The organism is Symbiopectobacterium sp. RP, from assembly GCF_050472005.1.
Lineage (GTDB): Bacteria > Pseudomonadota > Gammaproteobacteria > Enterobacterales > Enterobacteriaceae > Symbiopectobacterium.
In genome coordinates this window covers 947,547-970,295 of record NZ_JBGOGS010000001.1, presented here as the reverse complement: position 1 = coordinate 970,295, position 22,749 = coordinate 947,547, and the positions used below count along the sequence as shown (strand labels likewise).

19 protein-coding genes and 4 pseudogenes are annotated in these 22,749 nt (G+C 51.1%); 19 read left to right on the top strand and 4 right to left on the bottom strand.

Translation table 11 applies throughout. From position 1 onward, the window contains the following. Positions 1-58 precede the first annotated feature (58 nt). The 13 genes and pseudogenes from ACD630_RS06305 to ACD630_RS06245 all read left to right on the top strand — a co-directional run bounded on the left by ACD630_RS06305 (position 59) and on the right by ACD630_RS06245 (position 14,181). A complete protein-coding gene (locus ACD630_RS06305; RefSeq protein ID WP_430358469.1) occupies positions 59-2,032 on the top strand; it encodes a hypothetical protein in 1,974 nt (657 codons plus the stop codon). Further along, complete coding sequence (locus tag ACD630_RS06300) at positions 2,029-3,663, top strand: hypothetical protein (protein ID WP_430358468.1); 1,635 nt, start codon at positions 2,029-2,031, stop codon at positions 3,661-3,663. The genes ACD630_RS06305 and ACD630_RS06300 overlap by 4 nt, the downstream gene beginning before the upstream one ends. A gap of 2 nt (positions 3,664-3,665) precedes the next feature. Beyond that, the gene (locus tag ACD630_RS06295) at positions 3,666-6,122 is read left to right on the top strand and encodes a hypothetical protein (RefSeq protein WP_430358467.1); all 2,457 of its coding nucleotides are present in this window, start codon (positions 3,666-3,668) and stop codon (positions 6,120-6,122) included. 230 nt (positions 6,123-6,352) lie between these two features. After that, entirely contained in the window at positions 6,353-6,688 is a 336-nt protein-coding gene (locus ACD630_RS06290; protein WP_430358466.1) for a hypothetical protein, read from the top strand. Next, positions 6,685-8,295, top strand: coding sequence for a phage terminase large subunit (gene terL / locus ACD630_RS06285; protein ID WP_430358465.1), 1,611 nt, complete (start codon positions 6,685-6,687; stop codon positions 8,293-8,295). Before ACD630_RS06290 ends, terL begins: the two co-directional genes overlap by 4 nt. Positions 8,296-8,304: 9 nt before the next feature. Continuing rightward, positions 8,305-9,792, top strand: a complete 1,488-nt coding sequence (locus tag ACD630_RS06280) for a phage tail fiber protein (protein ID WP_430358464.1) — start codon at positions 8,305-8,307, stop codon at positions 9,790-9,792. Then, positions 9,792-10,433 carry a tail fiber assembly protein gene (locus ACD630_RS06275; RefSeq protein WP_430358463.1) on the top strand — a complete coding sequence of 214 codons (642 nt, stop codon included), beginning with the start codon at positions 9,792-9,794 and terminating at the stop codon, positions 10,431-10,433. Before ACD630_RS06280 ends, ACD630_RS06275 begins: the two co-directional genes overlap by 1 nt. A gap of 106 nt (positions 10,434-10,539) precedes the next feature. Beyond that, positions 10,540-10,818, top strand: coding sequence for a hypothetical protein (locus ACD630_RS06270; protein ID WP_430358462.1), 279 nt, complete (start codon positions 10,540-10,542; stop codon positions 10,816-10,818). Next, positions 10,815-11,345, top strand: a complete 531-nt coding sequence (locus tag ACD630_RS06265; protein ID WP_430358461.1) for a lysozyme — start codon at positions 10,815-10,817, stop codon at positions 11,343-11,345. Before ACD630_RS06270 ends, ACD630_RS06265 begins: the two co-directional genes overlap by 4 nt. Next, positions 11,342-11,713, top strand: coding sequence for a hypothetical protein (locus tag ACD630_RS06260; protein WP_430358460.1), 372 nt, complete (start codon positions 11,342-11,344; stop codon positions 11,711-11,713). Before ACD630_RS06265 ends, ACD630_RS06260 begins: the two co-directional genes overlap by 4 nt. After that, on the top strand, positions 11,710-11,970 hold the full coding sequence (locus tag ACD630_RS06255) for a hypothetical protein (protein WP_430358459.1): 261 nt from the start codon (positions 11,710-11,712) through the stop codon (positions 11,968-11,970). The genes ACD630_RS06260 and ACD630_RS06255 overlap by 4 nt, the downstream gene beginning before the upstream one ends. Before the next feature lie 751 nt (positions 11,971-12,721). Further along, a complete protein-coding gene (locus ACD630_RS06250; RefSeq protein ID WP_430358458.1) occupies positions 12,722-13,063 on the top strand; it encodes a hypothetical protein in 342 nt (113 codons plus the stop codon). Between the two features lie 99 nt (positions 13,064-13,162). After that, a pseudogene (locus tag ACD630_RS06245) lies at positions 13,163-14,181 on the top strand (IS630 family transposase). Between the two features lie 3 nt (positions 14,182-14,184). On the opposite strand, the gene ACD630_RS06240 reads toward ACD630_RS06245, so the two are convergent. Beyond that, the gene (locus ACD630_RS06240) at positions 14,185-14,499 is read right to left on the bottom strand and encodes a hypothetical protein (RefSeq protein WP_430358457.1); all 315 of its coding nucleotides are present in this window, start codon (positions 14,497-14,499) and stop codon (positions 14,185-14,187) included. Positions 14,500-14,511: 12 nt separating this feature from the next. Here ACD630_RS06240 and ACD630_RS06235 point away from each other — a divergent pair, with 12 nt between their 5' ends. From ACD630_RS06235 to aguA, 5 genes and pseudogenes are all read left to right on the top strand, one after another. Continuing rightward, complete coding sequence (locus ACD630_RS06235; RefSeq protein ID WP_430358456.1) at positions 14,512-14,637, top strand: hypothetical protein; 126 nt, start codon at positions 14,512-14,514, stop codon at positions 14,635-14,637. Positions 14,638-14,678: 41 nt separating this feature from the next. Continuing rightward, the gene (gene pfkA, locus ACD630_RS06230) at positions 14,679-15,641 is read left to right on the top strand and encodes a 6-phosphofructokinase (protein ID WP_430358455.1); all 963 of its coding nucleotides are present in this window, start codon (positions 14,679-14,681) and stop codon (positions 15,639-15,641) included. A 246-nt stretch (positions 15,642-15,887) separates the two neighbouring features. Then, positions 15,888-16,400 (top strand): annotated as a pseudogene (locus ACD630_RS06225) (2TM domain-containing protein). Positions 16,401-16,474: 74 nt separating this feature from the next. Next, on the top strand, positions 16,475-17,359 hold the full coding sequence (gene aguB / locus ACD630_RS06220) for an N-carbamoylputrescine amidase (protein ID WP_430358454.1): 885 nt from the start codon (positions 16,475-16,477) through the stop codon (positions 17,357-17,359). 3 nt (positions 17,360-17,362) lie between these two features. Further along, positions 17,363-18,460 (top strand): agmatine deiminase, encoded by a 1,098-nt coding sequence (aguA, locus tag ACD630_RS06215; protein WP_430358453.1) that lies wholly within the window; start codon positions 17,363-17,365, stop codon positions 18,458-18,460. Between the two features lie 310 nt (positions 18,461-18,770). On the opposite strand, the pseudogene ACD630_RS06210 reads toward aguA, so the two are convergent. Then, a pseudogene (locus ACD630_RS06210) lies at positions 18,771-19,076 on the bottom strand (MFS transporter); the annotation flags it as partial. Between the two features lie 36 nt (positions 19,077-19,112). Between ACD630_RS06210 and ACD630_RS06205 the strand changes: the two are divergent. After that, positions 19,113-19,958 carry an IS630 family transposase gene (locus ACD630_RS06205; RefSeq protein ID WP_430358452.1) on the top strand — a complete coding sequence of 282 codons (846 nt, stop codon included), beginning with the start codon at positions 19,113-19,115 and terminating at the stop codon, positions 19,956-19,958. Positions 19,959-20,165: 207 nt separating this feature from the next. On the opposite strand, the gene ACD630_RS06200 is transcribed toward ACD630_RS06205, so the two are convergent. Beyond that, positions 20,166-21,353 carry a sugar transporter gene (locus ACD630_RS06200; RefSeq protein ID WP_430359925.1) on the bottom strand — a complete coding sequence of 396 codons (1,188 nt, stop codon included), beginning with the start codon at positions 21,351-21,353 and terminating at the stop codon, positions 20,166-20,168. A 614-nt stretch (positions 21,354-21,967) separates the two neighbouring features. Next, positions 21,968-22,685 (bottom strand): annotated as a pseudogene (locus tag ACD630_RS06195) (IS110 family transposase); the annotation flags it as partial. Positions 22,686-22,749: the final 64 nt, after the last annotated feature.

The window sequence follows — 22,749 nt, the reverse complement described above, 5'->3', positions numbered from 1 at the left end:
CCAGCCAACGCGCGTCAATGTGAGCGGTACGGGGGCTATCGGGCAAGCGGTGGCGGGGTTGGCGGATGATGTAAAGCAAGAGATTAACGCGGTCGTGCGCGCGCGGGCTGGCGAGTCGATGCTCGATTATCAAATCGGTATAAAGGACTCTCTCGAATCAATCCGACGGCGAGTGGAAGAGGGCACACTGCGTGCTGATGAAGTAGAGAATGCATATCACGACGCGGTAGGAAAGCTGGAAAAGCCGCAATTCTCAGGGCTGGGTATTGCAGAAACACAGGTTGCCGAGGGTGGGCTAAAGCACTACGAATCTGATGGACTCACCACGGCGCAGGGCTACGCGCGTGCCGCACTGAAAATCGAAGCGCGTGATCAGGTTGATAGCGGGCTGGATAAGCTGGGTAAACTGACCAACTACCCCGGTGCAGATATCGAAAAAATCAACGCCATGTCTGCTGCGTATGAGGAACAGGGGCGGCTTGCTTATGGTGCGCAGTGGGCCAAAGTACGCCAAAGCTGGGTTGATCAGAATTGGTTTAATCAGGCGCGACAAAAATTGATGGAGGCCAGAAACAACGGCACCGCGCTATCAGATTTGAGTAATCAGCTTACCTCTGAAAAAGGTTTTTATATTGATAAGCTTGATCCAGACAAGCGCACTGCGTTGCTGAATCAGGCTATGGGCTATCAGTCGCGGTTAGAAGCAAAGGCAACAGCGGCAGAGGCAAAGCGGGAAGCATTAGCGTTACGCGCAGTAAATTCAGTTGCCCCATTGATCTACGCGGGAAAGACAGTCAGTGCTGACTTGCAAGATAAAGTCATGACCGCAACGATAGGCACCAGTGCGGAGGGAGAGGCCAGGGAATTATTAAGTCTTGGCCCACAAATTCAGGAGGTGATCAGCAAAGGCCCGTTGGAATCGACTAACTATGTTAGCCAGCTATCCGCCGAACTGAATAAAAAAGGCGGCACGATTGCTGACTATCGCAGGCTTGAAATGTTGGATAGAGCAGTGCAAGCCAACAATAAGCAGTTAATGGAAACCCCATTGCTGTTCAACCAAAACCGCACGGGGGATGCTATTACGCCCCTTGATATGACTGCCCTAAATCCGACAACTGCCGCAGCGATGAGTGCTATGGAGGGCGCTGATATTACTCAACGGGTTGGCGCGACCATTACCGATCGGTCTGCGACCATTGATGCTGTGCGGAACAATACAGGCGTTAATGTTCCACGCCGATTACTTCTTCCGCAGGAGGCGTCTTATCTGTCAGGGGAGTTGAAGAAGCAATCCGTTGAAGGCCAGGCATCGTTGTTATCCCGCCTCAGGAACGCCGTTAATAGCGATACCGATTATCAGTCAATCATGCAGCAAATCGCCCCTGATAGTCCGGTAACAGCTTATGCTGGCAGCCTTGCTGTTACTGATACCCCGCTTACAGTGGAAAGCGATTACTTTGCCGATGACGTAACCGTTACAGGCCAGCAGGTTGCACAACGTCTGCTGATTGGTAATCAAATTCTTAACCCATCAAAAGAGCAACGAAACGAAGACGGAACGCCTAAAAACTTCCCCATCCCGTCTCAAAAGGAATTCACCACTGCAATTGCCAATACGCTTGATAAGGTATTTGCAAATATGCCCCAAGCGTATCAGCAGGGCGAACAAGCCATTCGTTCTTATTATGTTGCTCGTGCGGCTGAGAAGGGGGTGATAACCGGCGTAATTGACCCAGATATTATTAAGGAGTCGATCAAGGCTGTTATAGGGATCGTGGTTGACATTAACGGGCAAAAAACCATAACCCCGTGGGGAATGTCAGAACTGTCATTCAAAACCGCATCAAAGAAAGCGTTTTCGGATGCTGTAACCAATCAGGGTCTTCCTCCTACCGCGCTTGATAAATTCGAAAGCATGGGCATGCAGTACGTTGGTAAAGATCAGTACCTGATGATTTACGGGAAATCCCCGCTGCTAGACCCATCGGGTAAAAAAGTGATCATTACTCTTAGCGGGGCGGGCCAATGAATATTTTAGATTTTGACGCTCGAGGCATTGAAACAATAAAAAACCAACCTGGAGGGATCCAGATTAAGGATATTGGCCCCGCCTTTGCTGATTGGAACGCTCCGCTTGATTTAATTAACGGTGCCTTTCGTGGGTTAAATAACGTCGATTACACGGTAGAAAAAAACCTCGCTGATGCGTTTAGGCCATTAACAGCAGCGGCAGGTTTGGATAAATCGTGGGATGAACGAATTAAAAACATAGCCAGAATTGGTGAAACCAGTAAACCAGATCCGTTAACGACCAGCACGGTAGGGCAATTATTAGATGGCTTTGGCGAAGTTATAGCGCCCGCAGCGGTGGGATCCGCATTGGGGGGGCCGATTGGGGCTGCTGGCTTAACGGGCGTAGCAACCACGCAAGTTAGATATGATGAGGCGTTAAAGAAGGGGGTCGATGATAACACCGCATTTGGAAAGGCCATATTAGAAGGTGGCGTAAATGCTGTTGGCGTAGTAATCCCCTCCGCCCCTTTTGCAAAAAGCCTCAGTACCCGATTGTTGGCTGGAGCTGCAAGTAATGCCGGTTTGGGTGTCGCTCATCGCGCCGCAACACATGAATTACTGGAGCGGAACGGATATAAAGAAATGGCCCAGCAATATAGAGCCTTTGATAAAACCGCGCTGGCGACCGATGTGATCCTTGGGGCTGCGTTCGGCGGGCTGGCCCACCTTTACGCTCGCCCATCGCCTGAGATTGTAGATGCTGCAATGACCGCTCGTGGCGCTGAGCATTTCAGTGAGTCTACCGCCCCCGGTTTACCTGTTGATATTGCGTCCAGCGTGGTGCATCAAAACGCACTGGATCTCGCCATGCGGCAACTGGACGCAGGAGATAGGGTGGATGTGTCGTCACTTGATGGCGTAAACGACGCAGCATTCCTTCTTCACAACGAATCTACGGTTTCAGCAGAAACAATCCGTTTGCGCGGCCTGGCCGATCAATTACTTCCGCGAGGTGAACGTAAGTCGTTAACGGAAGAGTCTCGCAACCTTGAGTATCAATTGCAGAAAGCAAAGTCTGACCTTAATCAACTAGCTGATACACCACTCACTGGTTCAAGAAGGAACTTAGCAAAAGCCCGCGCTGAACGTGCAGCTACGATCGAAACTCTCAACGCTAAAATTTCTGATTTGGCATCTCGATTGAGAGAAACAAAGGAGCAACTAGCACCACATCAGGATGGTGGGCTTTATTATGAAGCACGCTCCAACCTTTCCAGGCTGGAGCAAGGGATCGTTCCCGCCTATTTGCGTTTGATGCTGCGTGATGAGGCCGGAATAACCGATCGCACACGGGGATCATCCCCAGCAGCAGATATTTCATCGCCACAAGACAGCCGCGCCCCACGCGCTCAAGAGAATACCTCTGGCGCTGGTAGTGGTAAGTATCCCCCATCCGTTGAACGACTAAGAGCACTGGTGCTGGCTAACCCTGAGGCTAACGTTATTTCCGCATTTGATAATGAGGGAACGCCGATTCAGCAAAATGTCACGGAGGTTATGGCTGATATCGACGCCAACCTGCAAACTGCACGCCGTGAATCCACCATGTTTGGTACCGCTGTCTCTTGTTTTTTACGTAGGGGATAACCATGCATCCGAATTGTATTCAGGAAGTAGAGAGCGCCATCGGAAGAAAGCTGACGAAAGCGGAAACCGACGGGATAGATACAACGATAAGCTATCACCTGCGTGAACTTGCAAGAGAAGATCGCCAGCGTTTCAGTTCACTATCCCAGCAAGACAGACTGATGGAGGCGGCACAGCGTGCAATGGTTGCCCATATTCAGCGTGCTGAAAAAATCGCAGAGCGCCGGGCGCTTAATATGGTGGCTCAGGTTAAAAATGTTGAGGCACTAACTGAACGTGCTGCCGTGCTGGGCGGTAAAGCGCCATTTCATAAAGCGCTGTTTGAACGGCTGCGGCAATTGGATGTCCGCGTTCGAGGTGAGCGCGCGGCGGCATTCAGTGAAATAGTTGACACGATCAATGCTGTCGAGCCCAGATTTCTTGGTCTGTTCGATAACCCCGTAGCGACGAAAGCGTTTATCTATGAGGTTTACGGTATCAATACCGGGAATCCGGTAGCAGCAAAAGCCTCAAAAGCATGGAACCAGCAGATTGAAGGGTTGCGCCAGCGGGCTAATTCTGCGGGCATGGATATGGGTAAACTTGATTATGGCTACGTCCCGCAGCCGCATGATCTAGCACGCATGGTTAAGGCGGGCAAAGAAAAGTGGACTGACTTTATTCTGCCTGTTCTTGATCGCTCCCGATATCTGAATGAAGACGGTACCGCGATGGATACCGGGCAGATGCGGGACTTTCTCGGCAAAGCCTATGACACAATCACGACTCAGGGAAATAATAAGCTTGAACCTGGTCAGGTTGCTATGGGCAGCCGGGCATCCAAGGGTGATGAGTCACACCGCCAGATTCATTTTAATGGCGCTGACGGCTATCTAAAATACATGGATACCTATGGGCAGGGTACTGTTTTCGAGGGAATGCAAAGCCATATTTTCGGCATAACAAAAGATATTGCGCTAATTGAGGAAATGGGGCCCAACCCCAGCAGGACGTTTGATCTACTCAGGGATACCGCCACAAATAAGGATGCAATCAATCTACGAAAACACCCTGCGTCATCCCGTGAATTTGGTGCAACGCCAGAAATGGTGTGGGATACGCTAAACGGTTCGTTGAATATGCCTGTCGAGGCTAGATTGGCTGACAGACATCAGGGGGTGAGAAACCTACTGACATCTACCAAGCTGGTGAGGACTTTTTTATCGTCAATTACTGATGTTCCTACGCTAATGCTGGCCTCCGCGTACCATAATCTTCCGATGGGGAAAACACTGGTGAATACGCTAAGGAGTTTCAGCTCTGACTACCGTCAAGATGCTGCGCGTCTTGGTTTGGCGACGGACTCCATTATTAGTGATATGAGCCGCTTTCATGGTGAAAAACTCACGCAGGGGTGGACGGGGAAGTTAGCCTCGGCGACGATGCGCGCTACGTTGCTTGAGGGGTGGACTAACGCAATCCGGCGCGGTTTTTCAGTCACCATGATGTCGAAAATCGCATCAATGAGCCGGAATAACTGGAGTGTGCTGGATCAGGCTGATCGGACATTAATGATGCGTCGTGGTATTACTGAAAGCGATTGGGCTGTATGGCAGCAAGCAACACCTGAAACCTTTAAAGGTCAGCCCATGCTAACACCACGCAGCATTCGCGCCATTAGCGGCGCTGATGATATCGCCAAGAACTCTGCGATTGGTAAGTTGCTAGGGTTTATTAACGATGAATCAGAGTATGCCTCTCTTGGCTCCGATATTATGGCTCGTGCTGCAATGATGCAGGGAACGCAGCGCGGCACTTGGGGCGGAGAAATGTTGCGACATTTCATGCTGTTTAAATCATTTTCTTTCGGAATGATGTCGCGTCATTTGCGTCGAATCAGTGAAATCGAGAATGGAACCGGCAAACTCGCATATTCCGCGTCTTTATTAGTGGGTACCACTCTATTTGGCGCACTAGCCATTCAATTAAAGGATATTGCAGACGGCAAAGATCCGCGCGATATGTTTACGGCTAAATTTGGGGCGGCGGCATTTCTACAGGGGGGTGGGATGGGTATCGTTGGCGATATGATCTATACAGGAATGGGCGGCGACAGCCGAGGTGGACAACCCAACTGGATGAACTTGCTTGGCCCCGTGTTTGGCACTAGCATTGATGCTGTTAATGTGACGCTGGGTAATGCAACCAAAGCGGCGTTAGGAAAAGATACGCACGCCGCCGCCGATCTGTTACGCTTTATCAAGCAGAATGCCCCCGGCGTTAACTTTATGAACCTCTGGTATACCAAAGCTGCGTTTGATCATGCATTCTATAACCAGATGATGGAAGAGGCGTCACCGGGTTACTTGCGGCGCATGAAAGACCGAGCACGCAAAGACTGGAATCAGCGTTCCTGGTGGGAGCCGGGTGATAGCACACCGAACAGAGCGCCCGATCTTAGTCGGGCGTTGGGGGATTGATGGGAAAAATATTTTTAGAAAACATTAGCAACTCTTTGAATACCCCTGTCAATCGGCATTGGCTTTTATCTTGCCATTGCGGGTCTTTTTCTTTCTTATATGATTGGACTATTGGCCCGATTGTCCGATGGATTAAAAGCGGTTCTTAGCCTCCACTGATAGATATAGTCAGAAAACCGAACGCCCCCCCATAGCATCATAGCCTCATGTTTATCATGGGGCTTTTTCTTATGCACAACGATCACAAAACCCGCCTTTCCGTACTGAGCGACAAACTCACCGATGCCGTGCTGATCGAAGCCGATCCTGACAACTGGCCCGGCGCAGGTAAAGCCATCGACAAGCACACCAAACAGGAGCGTGGCGATCGCTACTGGTTCAAGAAGAACGCGGCGGCCACACTGACGCTGTTAACCAAGGTGCATACCCTTATCGGTATCCATACGCGCGGCGGAACCCCGACAGCCGAGGGTGACGATGATGATTTTGCTTTAGGTCAGAAGGTTGCAGCCGCTGAACGGGAAGCGGCGGCCATCATTGAGCGGTTACAGAAAGGGAAAAAATGATTTCCTTTGTCGCCTTCTTCATCATGTGGGCGGAGCGCATGAAGTGGGCGGTGCCGGAATGTCATTACCGCGCCGTTAACTGGCTGGAGCATCGCGGCGATTTGGCGGTGCTCCGCTGCTTTCGTGGCTTTGGTAAATCCACTATTCTCGCCGTGTATAACGCCTGGCGGTATTACTGCGACCACACCTACCGTATTTTGCACCAGTCTGAATCCGATGGTACCGCGTATAAAACCAGCCGCGACACACAGAACGTCATCCGAAACCATCCTTTGACGCGCGGCATGCTGCCAGACAGACAGGGAAAAGTAGAACAATGGTGGGTAAATGGCGCGTTAGATAGGCGAAACGCCAGCATGCACGCCAAGGGCATTCTTTCTAACGTCACCTCTGCCCGCGCCGACGAGTGCCAAAACGATGACGTGGAAGTCCCGCGAAATATCCAGACGCCGGAAGCGCGCGAAAAATTGCGGTACCGGCTCGGCGAGCAAACGCACATTCTGGTACCGGGTGGGCGCAAGCTGTATGTCGGTACCCCGCACACTCATGACAGCCTTTATGACGAGGTGGAAAAATTGGGCGCTGACTGTCTTACCATCAAGCTGTTTCACCATGAATACCGTATCGAGGAAAAGGACGCCAGGCACAAGGAATACGCCTTACCGTTCCGGCCGGAATTTGTTTTTGCCGGGATTTACCACGGGGCGCGGCTGTTGGTGGAGGGTACCGATTATCGGTTGATCGCTGACGGTATCGTTTTTGCCGCAGCGCCTGACATGCTGATCGACTGTTACGCCGGGTGCGAGTGGCCGGAACGGTTTACCCGTGACGAAATGCTACGCCGCCGCCGCGAAACGCGCACCATCAACGAATGGGACAGCCAGTATCAGCTACACAGCAAGCCGGTGGGTGATGTGCGACTCAATCCCGATCGCATTCGTGAATACGCTGTGCACCCTGAAATCCGCTATGCCAATGGCGGTTGCTCTATGTGGCTGGGCGGCATGCAAATCGTCGGCGCGATCGCCTGGTGGGATCCGGCCATCGGGAAAATTAAGGCAGATGCCAGCGCCTTTTCGTTGATGCTGACCGATGCGCGTGGGCATTTGTATTGGCAGGTGTGTCAGGCACTCACCGGAGATCAGGCCCAGTTCGATGATAACGACAAAATTATTGGCGGCCAGGTGGTGCAGATACGCGACCTGGTGATCAAGTATCAGATCCCCCGCGTGGTGGTGGAGGTGAACGGCCCCGGCAGTTTTGCCGGAAAACTGCTGCGTCAGGCATTGAAGGGTACCGGGTGCGGCGTTCAGGAAGCGTTTAGCGTTACCAACAAGCAAAAGCGCATTCTCGATGCGTTCGAGGCTCCGCTTTCCTCTCGTTTCCTGTGGGCTCCCAGCGACGTGCTGGACGGCCCCATGTATGACCAGATGCGCGATTTCAATCCAGCGGTTGCCAATCAGCCTGATGACTATATCGACTCAGGCGCGGGGGCAATTAGTCAAACGCCGGTGCGTATCGGTAAATTGGTCGGGAAACCGAACGCCACCAGTCGGGAGAATTGGCAACCCTACGATGGTGAAATCATGGTCGATACTGACCATTAAGGCGAATGTATGGCAGTCCCCGATCAGACCCCCTTCAACGTCTACACCGCAAACGGCGTAACAACCGTTTTCCCCTATGAGTTTTATCTGATCAATGCTGGAGATTTAACCGTGTCGCTGGATGGTGAGGCGGTTTCTACAGGGTTTACCGTGACAGGGATTGGCAACGTTAACGGCGGTGAGGTGACGTTTTTAACGCCCCCGGCAAATGACGTTATCGTCATGCTTGAGCGTGTGGTTGCGCCGGTGCGCCTGACGGAATACCAGGATAATGGCGATTTATTGGCGGATACCGTTAACCTCGATTTTGATCGCCTGTGGATGGCGATAAAGCAAAGCTTTGTTTCACTCGGCTTTGCATTGTTACGGCCTGTTTCTGGTGGCCCATTCAGTGCCAAAGGGTACCGCATTGCCAGTCTTGCCGACCCAGTAAATGATCAGGATGCTGCCACAAAAGGCTATGCAAATACGCTGGATAGAAAAACCAATCAGCACATTGAAACGTTAAACAACGCGACAAACAATCGCGCCCTGCGAGTGCCTGAAGCGGTCATTTCCCCTATACCTAATGCGGCAACGCGGGCCGGTAAGCTGCTTTCCTTTGATGCATCTGGGGCACCCATTGCGGCACTACCACCTACGGGAACTGCCGCCGATGTGTTGACCGAACTGGCACAATCAAACGGTGCTACAAAGATTGGCAGTCAACAACCTGACGGTAAAAGCGAAACGGTGCAGCAGGCATTGAGCGCCATACGTAAAGCGGTAGGCAGCGTCAATACGCTGGTATCCCGTGGCCGGGTTCCGGCATTAAGTGGCAATAATCAGGGTACGCCCGGTATCCAGCTGTATGAAGCCTACCGCAATGGTTATCCGACCCCTTACGGTAATGTCATTCATCTCAAAGGCGCATCGTCTGGCGGGGAGGGTGAATTGCTGATGGGCTGGAGCGGTGCCAGTGGTGCTCATGCCCCGCTTTATATTCGCAGTCGTCGGGATTGGAGGCATGCGCCCTGGTCTGCATGGGCGCAGGTTCTCACCGCCAATGAACTGGCAGGTATTCCGTTGCCGTTCCCGGGCGAAGTTCCCCCTTCAGGGTGGTTGAAATGCAACGGGCAAGCATTTAACAAAACAACCTATCCGGTTTTAGCCTCCCTCTACCCCACCGGCAAGCTGCCCGACCTGCGCGGCGAATTTATTCGTGGCTGGGATGATGGGCGTAAAGTCGATACCGGCCGCAAATTACTGTCAGCGCAAGGTGATGCGATTAGAAACATCACCGGGAAGTTTGCAAATAATGGTTTGGCTTGGGCAGAGGGCACTTCATCGTCGGTGGGGGAAGGCGCATTTACCCGATTAGAGGGCGGTTTCCCCTCTAATAATGATCTTGGATCCGGTGGGTGTCAGTATGAACTCGATATATCGAAGGTCGTACCCACCGCAAATGAAAACCGTCCGCGCAACATTGCCTTTAACTACATTGTGAGAGCCGTATAATGAGCCACTATTCTACTGATATTGAAACCGCCGAATTAGGCGAAAACAGCCTGAGTAAAAATGCGGGATGGATCACGGTTTATCGCGTGCATCCGGACACACGGGAATACCAAAGCGCGAGCATGGAATACCTCATGCCCGGTGTAGGCCTTCCCGCACACAGTTACCCCAATAAACCGGTGTTGCCGGCCGCGGGTCAGGCATTACGGCGCAGCCTTGACGGGTTGTACTGGGAGCATGTACCTGATTATCGCGGTAAAACCGTTTACAACACCGGAACACGCGAAACCTCGACTGTCGCGGCGATGGGTGAGCTACCCGAAAAGGTAACGCTACTGGCTCCGGCAACGGAATTTGATACCTGGAACGGAAAGGAATGGGTAACAGACAAAGCGGCCCAGCACAAAGCAGAAGTCCAGGCGGCGCAGCAGGCGGCAAAGCAGGAATTAGCGTCACGGATGACCGTTGCGAATGCGCGAATTCAGCCGCTACAGGATGCAGCAGACCTCGATATGGCCACGGAGGCAGAAAGGGCGCAGCTTGTCGCGTGGAAAAAATACCGCGTGCTGCTTAACCGTATCGACGTTAGCACAGCGCCTGATATTGCGTGGCCGGAAGCGCCAGACTCAGGCCGCCAGTGATGCTGAGGTCGCAAACGGCATCATAGACAATCAACCTTTAGTCAGGAAACCGAACGCATAACAGTCGAGCATACGCATTACCAACAGACACGGGATGCGTATGCAAATGAATGACAAAGGGTCATACTTTTGGGGCTGGTTGACGGGCGTACTGGCGGCGCTGTCACTACAGGATATTATCTTTGCCGCGGGTGCAGTTTTTACGGCAATCTTCACGGTCTACACCTATCGCTCAAACGACAGAAAAAACAAGGCGCTCGCATCGGAAGCCCGGCGACAAACTGACATTCTGGAACAAATAGCCGATGGTAAGTACAACGTAGAGCCTGACGTGCTTGTCGAAATAATTTCCCACCTGAAAAAAACATTAAGAGAGCAGAAATGAGTGCCTTAAAGACGCGGCTAAGTGCCGTCATTCTCGGGCTCATACTGGCCGGCGCTCCCGCATCGGTTATTCTTGACCGATTTCTTGATGAAAAAGAGGGCAACCATTTAATTGCATACCCAGATGGTGGTGGTGTATGGACGATTTGCGGTGGTGTAACGCGGGTAGATGGCAAGCCGGTAGTGAAGGGCATGAAGCTGACCGCTGAGCAGTGCGCAAAAGTTGATGCCATAGAGCAGAAAAAGGCGCTCGATTGGGTGGAGCGCAACGTTAGCGTGCCGCTCAACGAACCTCAGAAAGTCGGCATTGCCTCATTTTGTCCGTGGAATATCGGCCCGGCTAATTGCTTCACATCAACGTTCTACCGCAAATTAAATGCAGGCGATCTGATTGGTGCCTGTAAAGAAATTAAGCGCTGGATTTGGGACGGTGGGAAAGATTGCCGTATCCGCTCAAACAACTGTTACGGGCAGATTGAACGGCGCGAGCAGGAATCTGCATTAACCTGCTGGGGGCTGGATAAATGAACACGGCTACGCGACTTGTTGTTTTCCTGTTAGCGCTGGCGTCCATCGTCGGCGCGGGTGCCTGGCTGGCGGCGCGCCACTACCAACCCACCATTGATAACCTCAATGGGCTGCTGACAACCTGCAAAACGGAGAAGCGCCAGCAGGATGCGGCGATATCAGCCCAAAACAACGGCGTGGCGGCATTAAAACTTTTAGCCGACCTGCGAGAAGCCAGTGCAAAAGCAAAACAAGAGGAAGCCCGCAAATCGGCACAAACGGAGTATGCCGCTGCGAATGCCGTTCTGTCTGAACAAACCATGGGTGAAGCATGCGCGGCGGCGTCAGCGGCATTTGATGATGAGCTACGGCGGGAGCGTTCGAAATGAATCGCGTAATTCTGGTGGGTGTTTTGGTGCTGGCGGGTTGTGGTGAAACGCCGCGCCCTTATCCTGTTTATGTCGAGGTTAAAGTTCCTGTGCCGGTACCGTGTAAAACTGCCGAGGTATCAAAACCGGCTTTCGCTGTAGAGCAGTTAAAAATCGGTGCACCTATCGATCAGCAGATGCGGGCGCTACGTGCAGAACGTCACCAGCGTATAGGCTACGAGAAAGTGTTAGAATCGGCTATAAATGCTTGCGAGTGATTAGCAGAAATAATATCAATATATTAATCTTTTAATTTAGTTCCCACCAGAACCACCCATCGGCTTCTATCATTGCTAGGCTTTGTTGAATAATAGGTAATCATGCTGTTTTTCCATGCCAGTTTTGGTTGAAAATGCTTGTCATCTCAGGTGTACAGTTTTCTCATGAGGCCTAACTGCATGATTTTACGTTGTGAGGATCCGTCGTTTCACTGGGCTGCCAGCATAAAATCTATTTATTCAACAAAGCCTCATTGCTATTGCATTTCTGCTATCCATCCTCCGGCTCTCTGTGTTGTTTTAATGGAGTTGTAATAACTCTTGTTATTTTGGCGGTCAACCCTTTCCGGGATTATAGGGGTTATAATGGTTGTCTTGAAGAGGGAGAGTCGCAAGCGCGGTAGTAGAGTTTTGTGTTACGGTGGCTTATTGATGCGAAATTTATGTGTTATCTAGCGCAACGCAAAAAGTAACACATAAATTCAATTTATTGTTTTATAATGATTTTAAAGCATGGCTCGCACATGTCGCAGTTAATGCATTTAGGGGTGATCAGTAATGCCATTTCTTTATACCTTGCAAAACTAGCTGCGGATTATACTCGTAACGGCGTAACGGAGCACTCTCTTTCCCCGATATCTCTCGCATAAAATAGCGTAGTAAGCCAAATAATGAATAAAGTTTTCTGTGGCTTTGCCGATATCCATTTTTCTAAGTATAAGCAGGCTAACAACGTATCACATCAGGTCTTATGACAAAATGTATCGGGCAGCAGGGGAATTTAGGGGTTATACAGGCACTGCCTTCTGAACTTGGGGATGCGGCAGCTTTTGAACGCCAGTATTGGCATCACTGTCAAAGACGCTATAACTTTCAGCCTATTTACCGCACCAGCGGCAAACTGTTAGCGATAGAGCTTCTTACTGCTGTGTTTTCGCCAGCGTTCCCGCAGCGTTTTGTTTCACCTGAAACCTATTTTGCCAGTATCAATGTGGCTGAGCGGTTACAGGTAGTGATTGAGCAAATGCAGCTTCTGTCGCGTTGGCATCCTCGCTTTATTCAGCATAGGTATCTACACATCATAAAGGGTTAAAAACCACCATAGCGAAGTGGGCAAGTTCTTCCGGGGTATATACCCGTGATCATTGAAGATGCTTGATTTTACGCGGTAAGGAGATCATGCTCACCCACTATGAAGATATTTATTACCGACAAGCAAAAAGCCGAACTCGAACACCTTCATGACACCAGTCGTGATAAGCGTGTTTGTGATCGCATCAAAGCCGTCCTGCTGGCCTCCGAAGGCTGGAGCTCTGCGATGATTGCGCAAGCTCTGCGTCTGCACGAAACGACGGTAAACCAACATATCAACGATTACGTCAACACTCGCAAACTTAAACCTGAAAACGGTGGGTCTGCAAGTCGGCTTTGTGCTGAAAAGACTGCGCTCTTAATCAGCTAATTATCTCAACATCTCTTCCATCATACCCACGACATCGTGGCTTATGTCGAACATCGCTGGGCTATCCGATTCAGTATTCCCGGCATGAACAAGTGGTTGCACCGTCATGGTTTCTCCTACAAAAAACCGGCGGGCGTACCCCATAAATTCAGTGAAGAAAATCAGAAGCATTTCATTGAATATTATGAGAATTTAAAGAAAACAGCCGGCAATGAGGCGATTCTGTTTATCGATGCGGTTCATCCGACACAAGCCACAAAGCTCAGTTATGGATGGATACGAAAAGGGCATAAAAAGTCAGTTAAAACAACGGGAAGTCGAACCCGTCTGAATATACTGGGTGCGCTGAATCTGAGCGATATCGGCGGTACGGTTATTCACGATTACAAAACAATTAATGACTACAACATTGCTCGTTTTTTCATTGAGATACGCAAACGTTACCCTGATTACCGACAGAGAATCCATGTAATACTGGACGGTGCGGGTTATCACCGAACCCAATTGATTAAGGATTGGGCCTTTGTCGTGAACATAGAGCTTCACTATTTACCGCCTTACAGTCCGAATCTGAACGCGATAGAACGCCTGCGGAAAGTGATGAATGAGCATACACGGAATAATCGCTATTTTGAAAACACCCGCGATTTTCGGGATGCAATATTCAATTTTTTCACCAATAAGAAATAGCGGACTCGCTGACGTCCAGAATTCACGATTGTTTTCAGGTGCTCAAACCTGCATCTTGAGGTTTATTGGGTATAGTCTGCTAATAACGTCAAGGTATTTAGCAGGATGGATAGTCCGGCAAGCAGCGCTGGGGCGCTTTCTTTACGCCCTCGTTTTTGTTGTCGTCCGGATAATCGGCAAATTAACTGACGGGCTGCCGCATTGTCGTCTCCTTCAGCGCGTTGCAGCCGCCATACCAGCACACATGCCATGCTAGCTATCAATAACCTGCGTAGCAGGGCACCAGCACTGCGCTGAAGCCATTTTTCTACATCATGACCGGCACCTTTCAGCAGCTTAAAAAAGGATTCAATACCCCAGCGCCAGTAATATAGCAAAACGACTTAAAAATGATTACAGCCAATGCCCTGATATGTGGCAAAAAAATACAGCTAATTGTTATCAAAATAATGTCGCTTGGCTATAATATGCCTAAAAAGGTGAGCGATGGTTCGCCACGGCGGCCCGTTCGATAGAAACATCCTGTAAAACTACATCTACAAGTCCAGAGGTTGTCATGATCAAGAAAATCGGAGTATTGACGAGCGGTGGCGATGCGCCAGGCATGAATGCGGCGATTCGCGGCGTAGTACGCGCGGCGCTGACGGAAGGTTTGGAAGTCTACGGTATCTATGATGGCTATCAGGGCTTGTACCAGGATCGCATGGAGCAGTTGGACCGCTACAGCGTGTCTGATGTTATCAACCGCGGCGGCACCTTTTTAGGATCGGCGCGTTTCCCCGAGTTTCGCGACGATCACGTACGTGAAGTCGCGGTACAGAACATGAAAAACCGTGGTCTGGATGCCCTGGTGGTGATCGGCGGTGACGGTTCTTACATGGGGGCCAAGCGCTTGACTGAAATGGGCTTTCCGTGTACTGGCCTGCCGGGCACCATCGATAACGATGTGGCAGGCACCGACTACACCATTGGGTATTTCACCGCACTGGAAACCGCACTGGAAGCCATTGACCGTTTACGCGATACCTCTTCTTCTCACCAACGTATTTCCATCGTGGAAGTGATGGGACGCCACTGCGGCGATCTGACGCTGGCCGCGGCGATTGCCGGGGGCTGCGAATTTATTGTGTTACCGGAAGAAGAGTTTAAATCGGAAGATCTGGTGTGTGAAATCAAAGCAGGCATCGCTAAAGGGAAAAAACACGCCATTGTCGCCATTACTGAGCACATCTGCGATATCGACGAACTGGCACGCTATATTGAAAGAGAAACCGGGCGTGAAACGCGTTCTACGGTGCTGGGCCACATTCAACGTGGCGGCTCCCCGGTAGCTTATGACCGTATTTTGGCGTCGCGTATGGGCGCGTATTCTATTGAACTGCTGCTGCAAGGCTACGGCGGTCGCTGCGTCGGTATTCAGAACGAAAAAATGGTGCACCACGATATCATCGATGCCATTGAGAACATGAAACGGCCCTTCAAGCGTGATTGGCTGGAGACGGCGAGAAAGCTGTTCTAAATCTGGTGCCTGTATTCTTTCGCAATAAAAGCCATCCCGCCGTATGACGAGAGGGTGGTTTTTTTTCTTGATGTGGCAGTCTGTCAGGTCGCTGTCGTGTTCGCGGCAGCTAAGCGGGCGTAGGTTGAGGCTGTGTTTTTTATTTCTTTAAAAAATAGCGTTGAAAAAACAGCCATGAGGAAAACCAGCATGAAGACCAATCCGATTAAAACATTACGCCTTGCCCGCGCCTGGTCCTAGGAGTAACTGGCGGAACTCTCCTCCTTAAGCGTCAGAACCGTTCAGCGTATCGAGAATGGTGAGCGTGCCAGTTTGGATACTCTCGGTGCCATCGCGCAGCGTTTGGCGTGAATGTTATAGCCAACCGACTTAAAAATGATTACAGTCAATGCCCTGATATGTGGCAAAAAAATACAGCTAATTGTTATCAAAATAATATAGCTTGGCTATACCGAGTTGATGACGGAAGAGAGTGAGCAAACCCTGAGCGGAGAATCGCTTGAGCTGCGCGTTCAGGCAGCGAAACGTCAGGTGCGGCAAGAGAGCCGTTTCTGGCGCTCGCTTGTGGTTTATGTTGTGGTCAATCTGGTGCTGTTCGTGGTGAACCGAATGACATCGCCAGGCTCCCACTGGTTCCTGTGGCCGCTGCTAATCTGGGGCAGTTTTCTGGCGCTGAATGCCGTGAAGGTGTTCTGGCTGCGCGATCGTTGGCAGCGCTGGGAGCAGTCGCGTGTACAGCGAGTGCTGCGTAAGCCATAATAGCGTCATACACTTAAACGGGTAGTGCTGGCATTGAGCCAGCGTAATAGAGAGATAATAATAGAGGTCTTCGCATGACAAAAGTGACCGTTGCCGCAACGCAGATGGCGTGTTCCTGGGATCTGCCCAAGAATATTGAGAATGCCGAAAAACTGGTGCGACAGGCGCACGCCAAGGGTGCTCAAATAATCCTGATTCAGGAGCTGTTCGCCGCGCCTTACTTCTGTATCGATCAGAGTCCCGAGCACTATGCTCTGGCACAAACGCTGGAAACCAGCCCGCTTATCAAACACTTCTCCGCACTGGCGGCTGAGCTTGAGGTGGTATTGCCGCTGAGCTTCTTTGAGCGCGCCAATAATGCCTATTACAACTCGTTGGTGATGATTGACTCCGACGGTAGCGTGCTGGATGTGTACCGTAAAACGCACATTCCCAATGGTCCGGCGTATCAGGAAAAGCAGTTCTTTATCCCTGGCGATACCGGCTTCAAGGTGTGGCAGACGCGTTACGCTAAAGTGGGTGTGGGCATCTGCTGGGACCAGTGGTTCCCGGAAACCGCGCGCAGCCTCGCGTTGCAGGGCGCAGAGCTGATTTTCTACCCTACCGCTATCGGTTCTGAACCGGCCTATCCGGATATCGACAGCCAGCCACACTGGACGCGCGTGCAACAGGGCCACGCGGCTGCCAATCTGGTGCCGGTGATTGCCTCTAACCGTATTGGGACTGAAGCGAGCAAATATATCGATGGGCTGGAAATGACCTTCTACGGCTCTTCTTTCGTTGCCGATCAAACCGGTGCGCTGTTGGCGCAGGCGAACAAAACGGATGAAGCGGTGCTGGTGCACACCTTCGATCTGGAAGCGATCGCCGCGCAACGCGCCAGTTGGGGGCTGTTCCGCGACCGTCGCCCGGAGATGTACACAGCGCTCGGCACTTCTGACGGCAAGACCCGGAGATAATCGATGTCACCTTCGACTCTCACTTCGACGCCGCGTCAGGATGGCTTTTTTATGCCTGCCGAATGGGCACCTCATGATGCGGTGTGGATGATCTGGCCCTACCGGTTGGATAACTGGCGTAATAATGCCTTGCCTGCGCAGCAGACGTTTGCCGCAGTGGCACAGGCGATTGGTCAGAAGACGCAGGTGATCATGGGCGTGCCAGCGCAGCAGATGGCGCAGGCGCGTAGCCTGATGCCTGCAACGGTGACGATGGTTGCGATGGAAAGCGATGATGCTTGGATGCGTGATACTGGACCGATCGTGGTGCTAAACGGTAACGGTGAGCGCCGGGGTATCGACTGCCAGTTTAACGCTTGGGGCGGCGAGTTGGGCGGGTTGTACGACGACTGGCGACAGGATGAACAAGTCGCGCAGCAGGTGTTGGCGCACCACGGTGATGCACGCTATGCGGCACCGCTGATTCTGGAAGGCGGCTCTATTCACGTTGATGGAGAAGGCACGCTGTTGACCACGGCAGAATGCTTGCTGAATCCGAACCGCAACCCTCATCTGAGTGAGGCTGAGATTGAGCAGTTGATGCGTGACTACCTCAATATTTCCACCATTATCTGGTTGGAAGAAGGGGTGTATAACGACGAAACCGACGGCCACATCGATAACATGTGCTGTTTTGTGCGCCCCGGTGAAGTGGCGTTGCACTGGACGGATGATGAAAACGATCCGCAGTATGCGCGCTCTGTCGCGGCGTATCAGGTTTTATCCCAGGCTCGGGATGCCCAAGGGCGTCCTCTGAAGATCTGGAAGCTGCCTGCGCCGGGTCCGCTCTATGCCACGGAAGAGGAAGCGGCGGGTGTCGCATCGGGTGATGCGATTGAACGTTTAGCCGGTTCGCGTCTGGCGGGTTCTTACGTAAATTTTCTGATCAGCAATCAGCAAATTATCTTCCCGTTACTGGATGCGCATACCGATGATACGGCGCGTGACCTGCTGCAACAGATGTTCCCAGATTACGCCATTGTAGGCGTGCCTGCGCGCGAAATTCTGTTAGGCGGTGGCAACATTCACTGCATTACTCAGCAGATACCGTCGGTCCGTTAAGCCGGTTTCTCTATCACCAAAAGGCTCCGGTAGTCACCGGAGCATCAAACAGCCATTCCCGCCCACCTCTGTCATTCCCGCGAAAGCGGGGAATCTCTTGCAGAAGAGATGCGTTTTTTTCGCAGAGATCTCCGGCTTGCGTCGAAGATGAAGGGAGGCGCCGATATTAATCTATTTGGTTGGCTCTTGATCCAGATTATCCGCAGGAAGTTCACCGGGTAGATATAGCCAACCGACTTAAAAATGATTACAGCCAATGCCCTGATATGTGGCAAAAAAATACAGCTAATTGTTATCAAAATAATGTCGCTTAGCTATAGCAAGGCAGTCGGCCTGCCGGGATGATCGCCATCATGGACAAGAAGGCCATGATCAGCATACCAAACTTCAGCGCTTTCAGGCGCGATTCCTCGTTGACGCGCACCGCTTCAGCCACTTGTTCTGGCGTTGTCGTGGTTTGCGACAGCACGGTGAGCAGGCGATCATTACTGATAAAGTTAATATTATCGAGATTCACCTGTGCCTGAATTTCAGGGGTCAGCACAGGCGTTTGCACAATGTTGCGCATCACGCTGGAGCTAAGCAATCCTACCAACAGCGCACCGGCTACGGCGGTATAGCCAAACGACTTAATTTTGATTACATTATTTAAATGAGCTATTCAATTGATTTTAGACGTAAAGTGATATCTACACGGGAAGAAGAAGGGTTGAGTATCCGAGAAACAGCGAAGCAATTTCGGATTGGCCCTGCCTCTGTATCGCGTTGGATTAATCAAATAGCGTCAAAAGCATCGACCACGCGTCAGCGAAAGAGCGATAAATCCGAGTTGATAAAAGATGTTGAACCATATCCAGATGCTTACCAAAAAGAACGTGCAGAGCGTTTTGGCGTTTGTCAGAAGGCCATTTGGCAAGCTCTTAAAAAGCTGGGATTGACCTATAAAAAAACGCTACGTCATCCGAAAGCCGACGAAAGCGCCCGGCAAGCATTTCAACAAAAAATACAACAGTATGAAAAAGAAGCTAAGCCTGTTGTTTTTATTGATGAAAGTGGTTTTCCACACGATACCCCACGGACTCACGGCTATTCCCCAAAAGGTCAACGGTGTTTTGGCCTGAAGAACGGGGGAGCCAAGGGAAGAACAAATGTTATCGGCGCGTTATTAGGCACAACGCTGTTTGCTATCGGATTATTTGATATCAATATTAACAGCGATGTTTTCTATTCCTGGGTCACACAAGTCCTTATCCCAGTACTCCCTAAAAACAGGGTAATCGTGATGGACAATGCAGCTTTTCACAAAAAACATAATATTCAACAAGTCATCATCGATGCAGGGTATATGGTGGAGCATTTGCCTACATATTCGCCAGATCTTAACCCCATTGAGCATAAATGGGCACAAGCAAAAAGCAAAAAAAGAGAGAGTGGTTGCGATACAGAGATTTTGTTCTCAATCCATATAGCAAACCGACTTAAAAATGATTACAGCTAATGTCCTGATATGTGGCAAAAAAATACAGCTAATTGTTATCAAAATAATGTCGCTTGGCTATATGGTGTAATCAAAATTAAGTCGCTTGACTATAAATAACAGCAGCGCCACGGCTGTCGCAACCACTGCGGTGCGCGTTATCCAATGTGCATACTGCAAATCCATCACGCACCTCGCCTCAACAAAGCATGTTATCCAATCATGACATTACTTCATGACAGCATGGCTAAACACGAGCGCATAGCGCTGAAAAATGAACAGGCACCACAGCAGCGCAATGCCACCCAGTGAAGCCCCCACAAAACCAATCTCATTCATGCCGACATGCGTGATGATCTGGTTGCCCAGCAACGCACCACCGCCGATACCCAGATTATAGATGCCGGAGAACAATGCCATGGCAACATCCGTAGCATCAGAAGCCAGCGTCAGGACTTTTACCTGCATGCCAAGGCTCAGCGCCATGATAACGATGCCCCACAGCACACAGACGATGGACAATCCCAATGGATTATTGGTCATTGGAAACAACAGCGCCATGCACAACGGCAATGCCACGATGCTCGCCACCAGAAAGCCCGCTGGATAGCGATTGCTGTAGCGGCTGAAAAGCATGCTGCCGATGATACCGGCACCGCCAAAAATCAGCAGCAATACGGTGGTGAAATTTTCGCTTAATCCGGCGACCCGCTGCACGAAAGGTTCGATATAGCTGTAAGCGGTAAAATGGGCCGTCACCACCAGCACCGTCAGTGCATAAATACACAGCAGCGCCGGGCGCTTAAGCAGCAATGGCAGGCTTTTCAGCGAACCAGAATGGCTGCTGGGCAACGGAGGCAACAGTTTCATCAACACCAGCAGAATTACAACAGCCACCACGCCAATACCGCTGAAGGTGACGCGCCACCCCATGTACTGCCCGATTAGACGACCGAGTGGCAGGCCCAGTACCATTGCCAGCGCGGTGCCGGTTGCCAACAGGCTCAGCGCCTGCGCTTTCTTGCCCGGCGGTGCCAAACGCACCGCCAACGAGGCTGTAATTGACCAGAAAATGGCATGTGCCAACGCCACACCGATACGTGCCGCCACCAGCACCCAGAAATTCCAGGCCAAACTAGAAATGACGTTGCACACGGCGAACAGGATAAACACATTGATCAGCAGTCCCCGCCGTTCCATATCACTGCATGCCAGCATAAAGGGCAACGACATGGTGCCCACCACCCAGGCATAAATCGTGATAATCAACCCGAGCTGTGCGGCGCTCATCGAAAAACTGACGGCAATATCGGACAACAAGGCAACGGGCGTAAATTCAGCGGTATTAAAAATAAAGGCCGCCATAGCGAGACTGATAACACGAAACCATGCTATCGAACGGGATGAAAGGGTCATGGGCTGCACACTACCAGATATCAACAACGTAGAAAGAAAATCGGCAGCGCGTCGCGCCGCAGGAAGCGGCATCGAACGCTGCACGTGAACAGAAAAATGGCCGGGCTACGCCAAAGGCAGCGCCTACACCGACCAAAATCTGTAAAGCAGATCACATTTTACGCTGAATCGAGGCGAGCCGTGGTACTTTTTTTAAGCCGTTAATCGAAGAACAGCGCGGATTTTAGGTGCCAACGCAAGCATAATCACTGTTTAGAGGGATGAATTTAATGGTTTTATATGGCGTTTCGTTCCCTAACACCCCACTGTTTTTGAAAGCCTTTTCCTAAAAAACAGCAAAAAAAATCTATGGTCACCCCCGTTTTTGCAACACAGATTTTGATTTATGATGGGCTTGCGTAAATCTATTCGGCGTCTGGTGGGCATTAATGCCCGCGCCACGATGAGTTCCACGCCTGCCGAACCTTAAGAAGCCCTCGGCTTCATAGAGCCATTTTTTATGTCAGGTTCATCAGCAGGCCGATATGCCGTTCATGTCATCAATTATCTGTCGTCGCAAAACCAGAAAGTAATCTGTTAACTCACTGAGCCAGCGATTTTTTTCGGTGGCTCTTTTATTTGCTGAACGCCGCCTGATGGACTGTCACCGCCCAGGCTATCCGCGCAAGTTTGTTCGCCAGCGCACACGCCACCACATTCGAGTGAGGCTGACAAGCTGCTTTGTAACCCACTCTGCCAGACGCCCTGGGTTGTGTTCCAGCCGCTGCATAAACACCCGCGCGCATTGCACCAGCCGCCGTCGCAGATTCTTGTCACCCCGCTTGCTGATGCCCATCAGTGTCGTCTTCCCACCCGTGCTGTACTGACGGGGAACCAGCCCTGTCGAAGCCGCAAAATCACGGCTGCTGGCATGGTTTTTACCATCCCCCAGGGGTGTGGCTAACAGGCTCGCTGTTATCGGCCCGACGCCGGGAATGGTCAGCAGACGTTGGGCAGTTTCATCCTCCGCAAGGTGGGTTTTCAGTTCCTTATCGGTTTCATCAATTTCCCCGTTGAGGTAAATATACTGGCTGTGAAGTCTGCTCAGAAGCCTTGCCAGATAAGGTGGGAAATCATTTTCTTCCAGCACCGCGGCCAGACGCCGTATCACGGCAATACCGCGAGGCAGACTGACACCGAACTCCAGTAAAAAAGCGTGCATCTGGTTGGTGGTTTTAACGCGTTGCCGTATCAGCGAGCCACGGACCCGATGTAGGGCAGCCACATTGCCTGCTGGTCTTCCGTGCGGGGTTTTACAAAGCGTATGGAGGGCCGGGAAGCTGCTTCGCAGATATAGCAAACCGACATTATTTTGATAACAGCCAGCTATGCTTTTTTGCCGCATATCAGGGTATCT

Coding starts and splice junctions, on each gene's coding strand:
- aguB (WP_430358454.1), top strand. CDS start 16,475: ATGACAAAAGTGACCGTTGCCGCAACGCAGATGGCGTGTTCCTGGGAT.
- aguA (WP_430358453.1), top strand. CDS start 17,363: ATGTCACCTTCGACTCTCACTTCGACGCCGCGTCAGGATGGCTTTTTT.
- ACD630_RS06250 (WP_430358458.1), top strand. CDS start 12,722: ATGACAAAATGTATCGGGCAGCAGGGGAATTTAGGGGTTATACAGGCA.
- terL (WP_430358465.1), top strand. CDS start 6,685: ATGATTTCCTTTGTCGCCTTCTTCATCATGTGGGCGGAGCGCATGAAG.
- ACD630_RS06235 (WP_430358456.1), top strand. CDS start 14,512: ATGATTACAGCCAATGCCCTGATATGTGGCAAAAAAATACAGCTAATT.
- ACD630_RS06295 (WP_430358467.1), top strand. CDS start 3,666: ATGCATCCGAATTGTATTCAGGAAGTAGAGAGCGCCATCGGAAGAAAG.
- ACD630_RS06275 (WP_430358463.1), top strand. CDS start 9,792: ATGAGCCACTATTCTACTGATATTGAAACCGCCGAATTAGGCGAAAAC.
- ACD630_RS06260 (WP_430358460.1), top strand. CDS start 11,342: ATGAACACGGCTACGCGACTTGTTGTTTTCCTGTTAGCGCTGGCGTCC.
- ACD630_RS06265 (WP_430358461.1), top strand. CDS start 10,815: ATGAGTGCCTTAAAGACGCGGCTAAGTGCCGTCATTCTCGGGCTCATA.
- ACD630_RS06205 (WP_430358452.1), top strand. CDS start 19,113: ATGAGCTATTCAATTGATTTTAGACGTAAAGTGATATCTACACGGGAA.
- ACD630_RS06200 (WP_430359925.1), bottom strand. CDS start 21,353: ATGACCCTTTCATCCCGTTCGATAGCATGGTTTCGTGTTATCAGTCTC.
- ACD630_RS06300 (WP_430358468.1), top strand. CDS start 2,029: ATGAATATTTTAGATTTTGACGCTCGAGGCATTGAAACAATAAAAAAC.
- ACD630_RS06270 (WP_430358462.1), top strand. CDS start 10,540: ATGAATGACAAAGGGTCATACTTTTGGGGCTGGTTGACGGGCGTACTG.
- ACD630_RS06290 (WP_430358466.1), top strand. CDS start 6,353: ATGCACAACGATCACAAAACCCGCCTTTCCGTACTGAGCGACAAACTC.
- ACD630_RS06280 (WP_430358464.1), top strand. CDS start 8,305: ATGGCAGTCCCCGATCAGACCCCCTTCAACGTCTACACCGCAAACGGC.
- ACD630_RS06255 (WP_430358459.1), top strand. CDS start 11,710: ATGAATCGCGTAATTCTGGTGGGTGTTTTGGTGCTGGCGGGTTGTGGT.
- pfkA (WP_430358455.1), top strand. CDS start 14,679: ATGATCAAGAAAATCGGAGTATTGACGAGCGGTGGCGATGCGCCAGGC.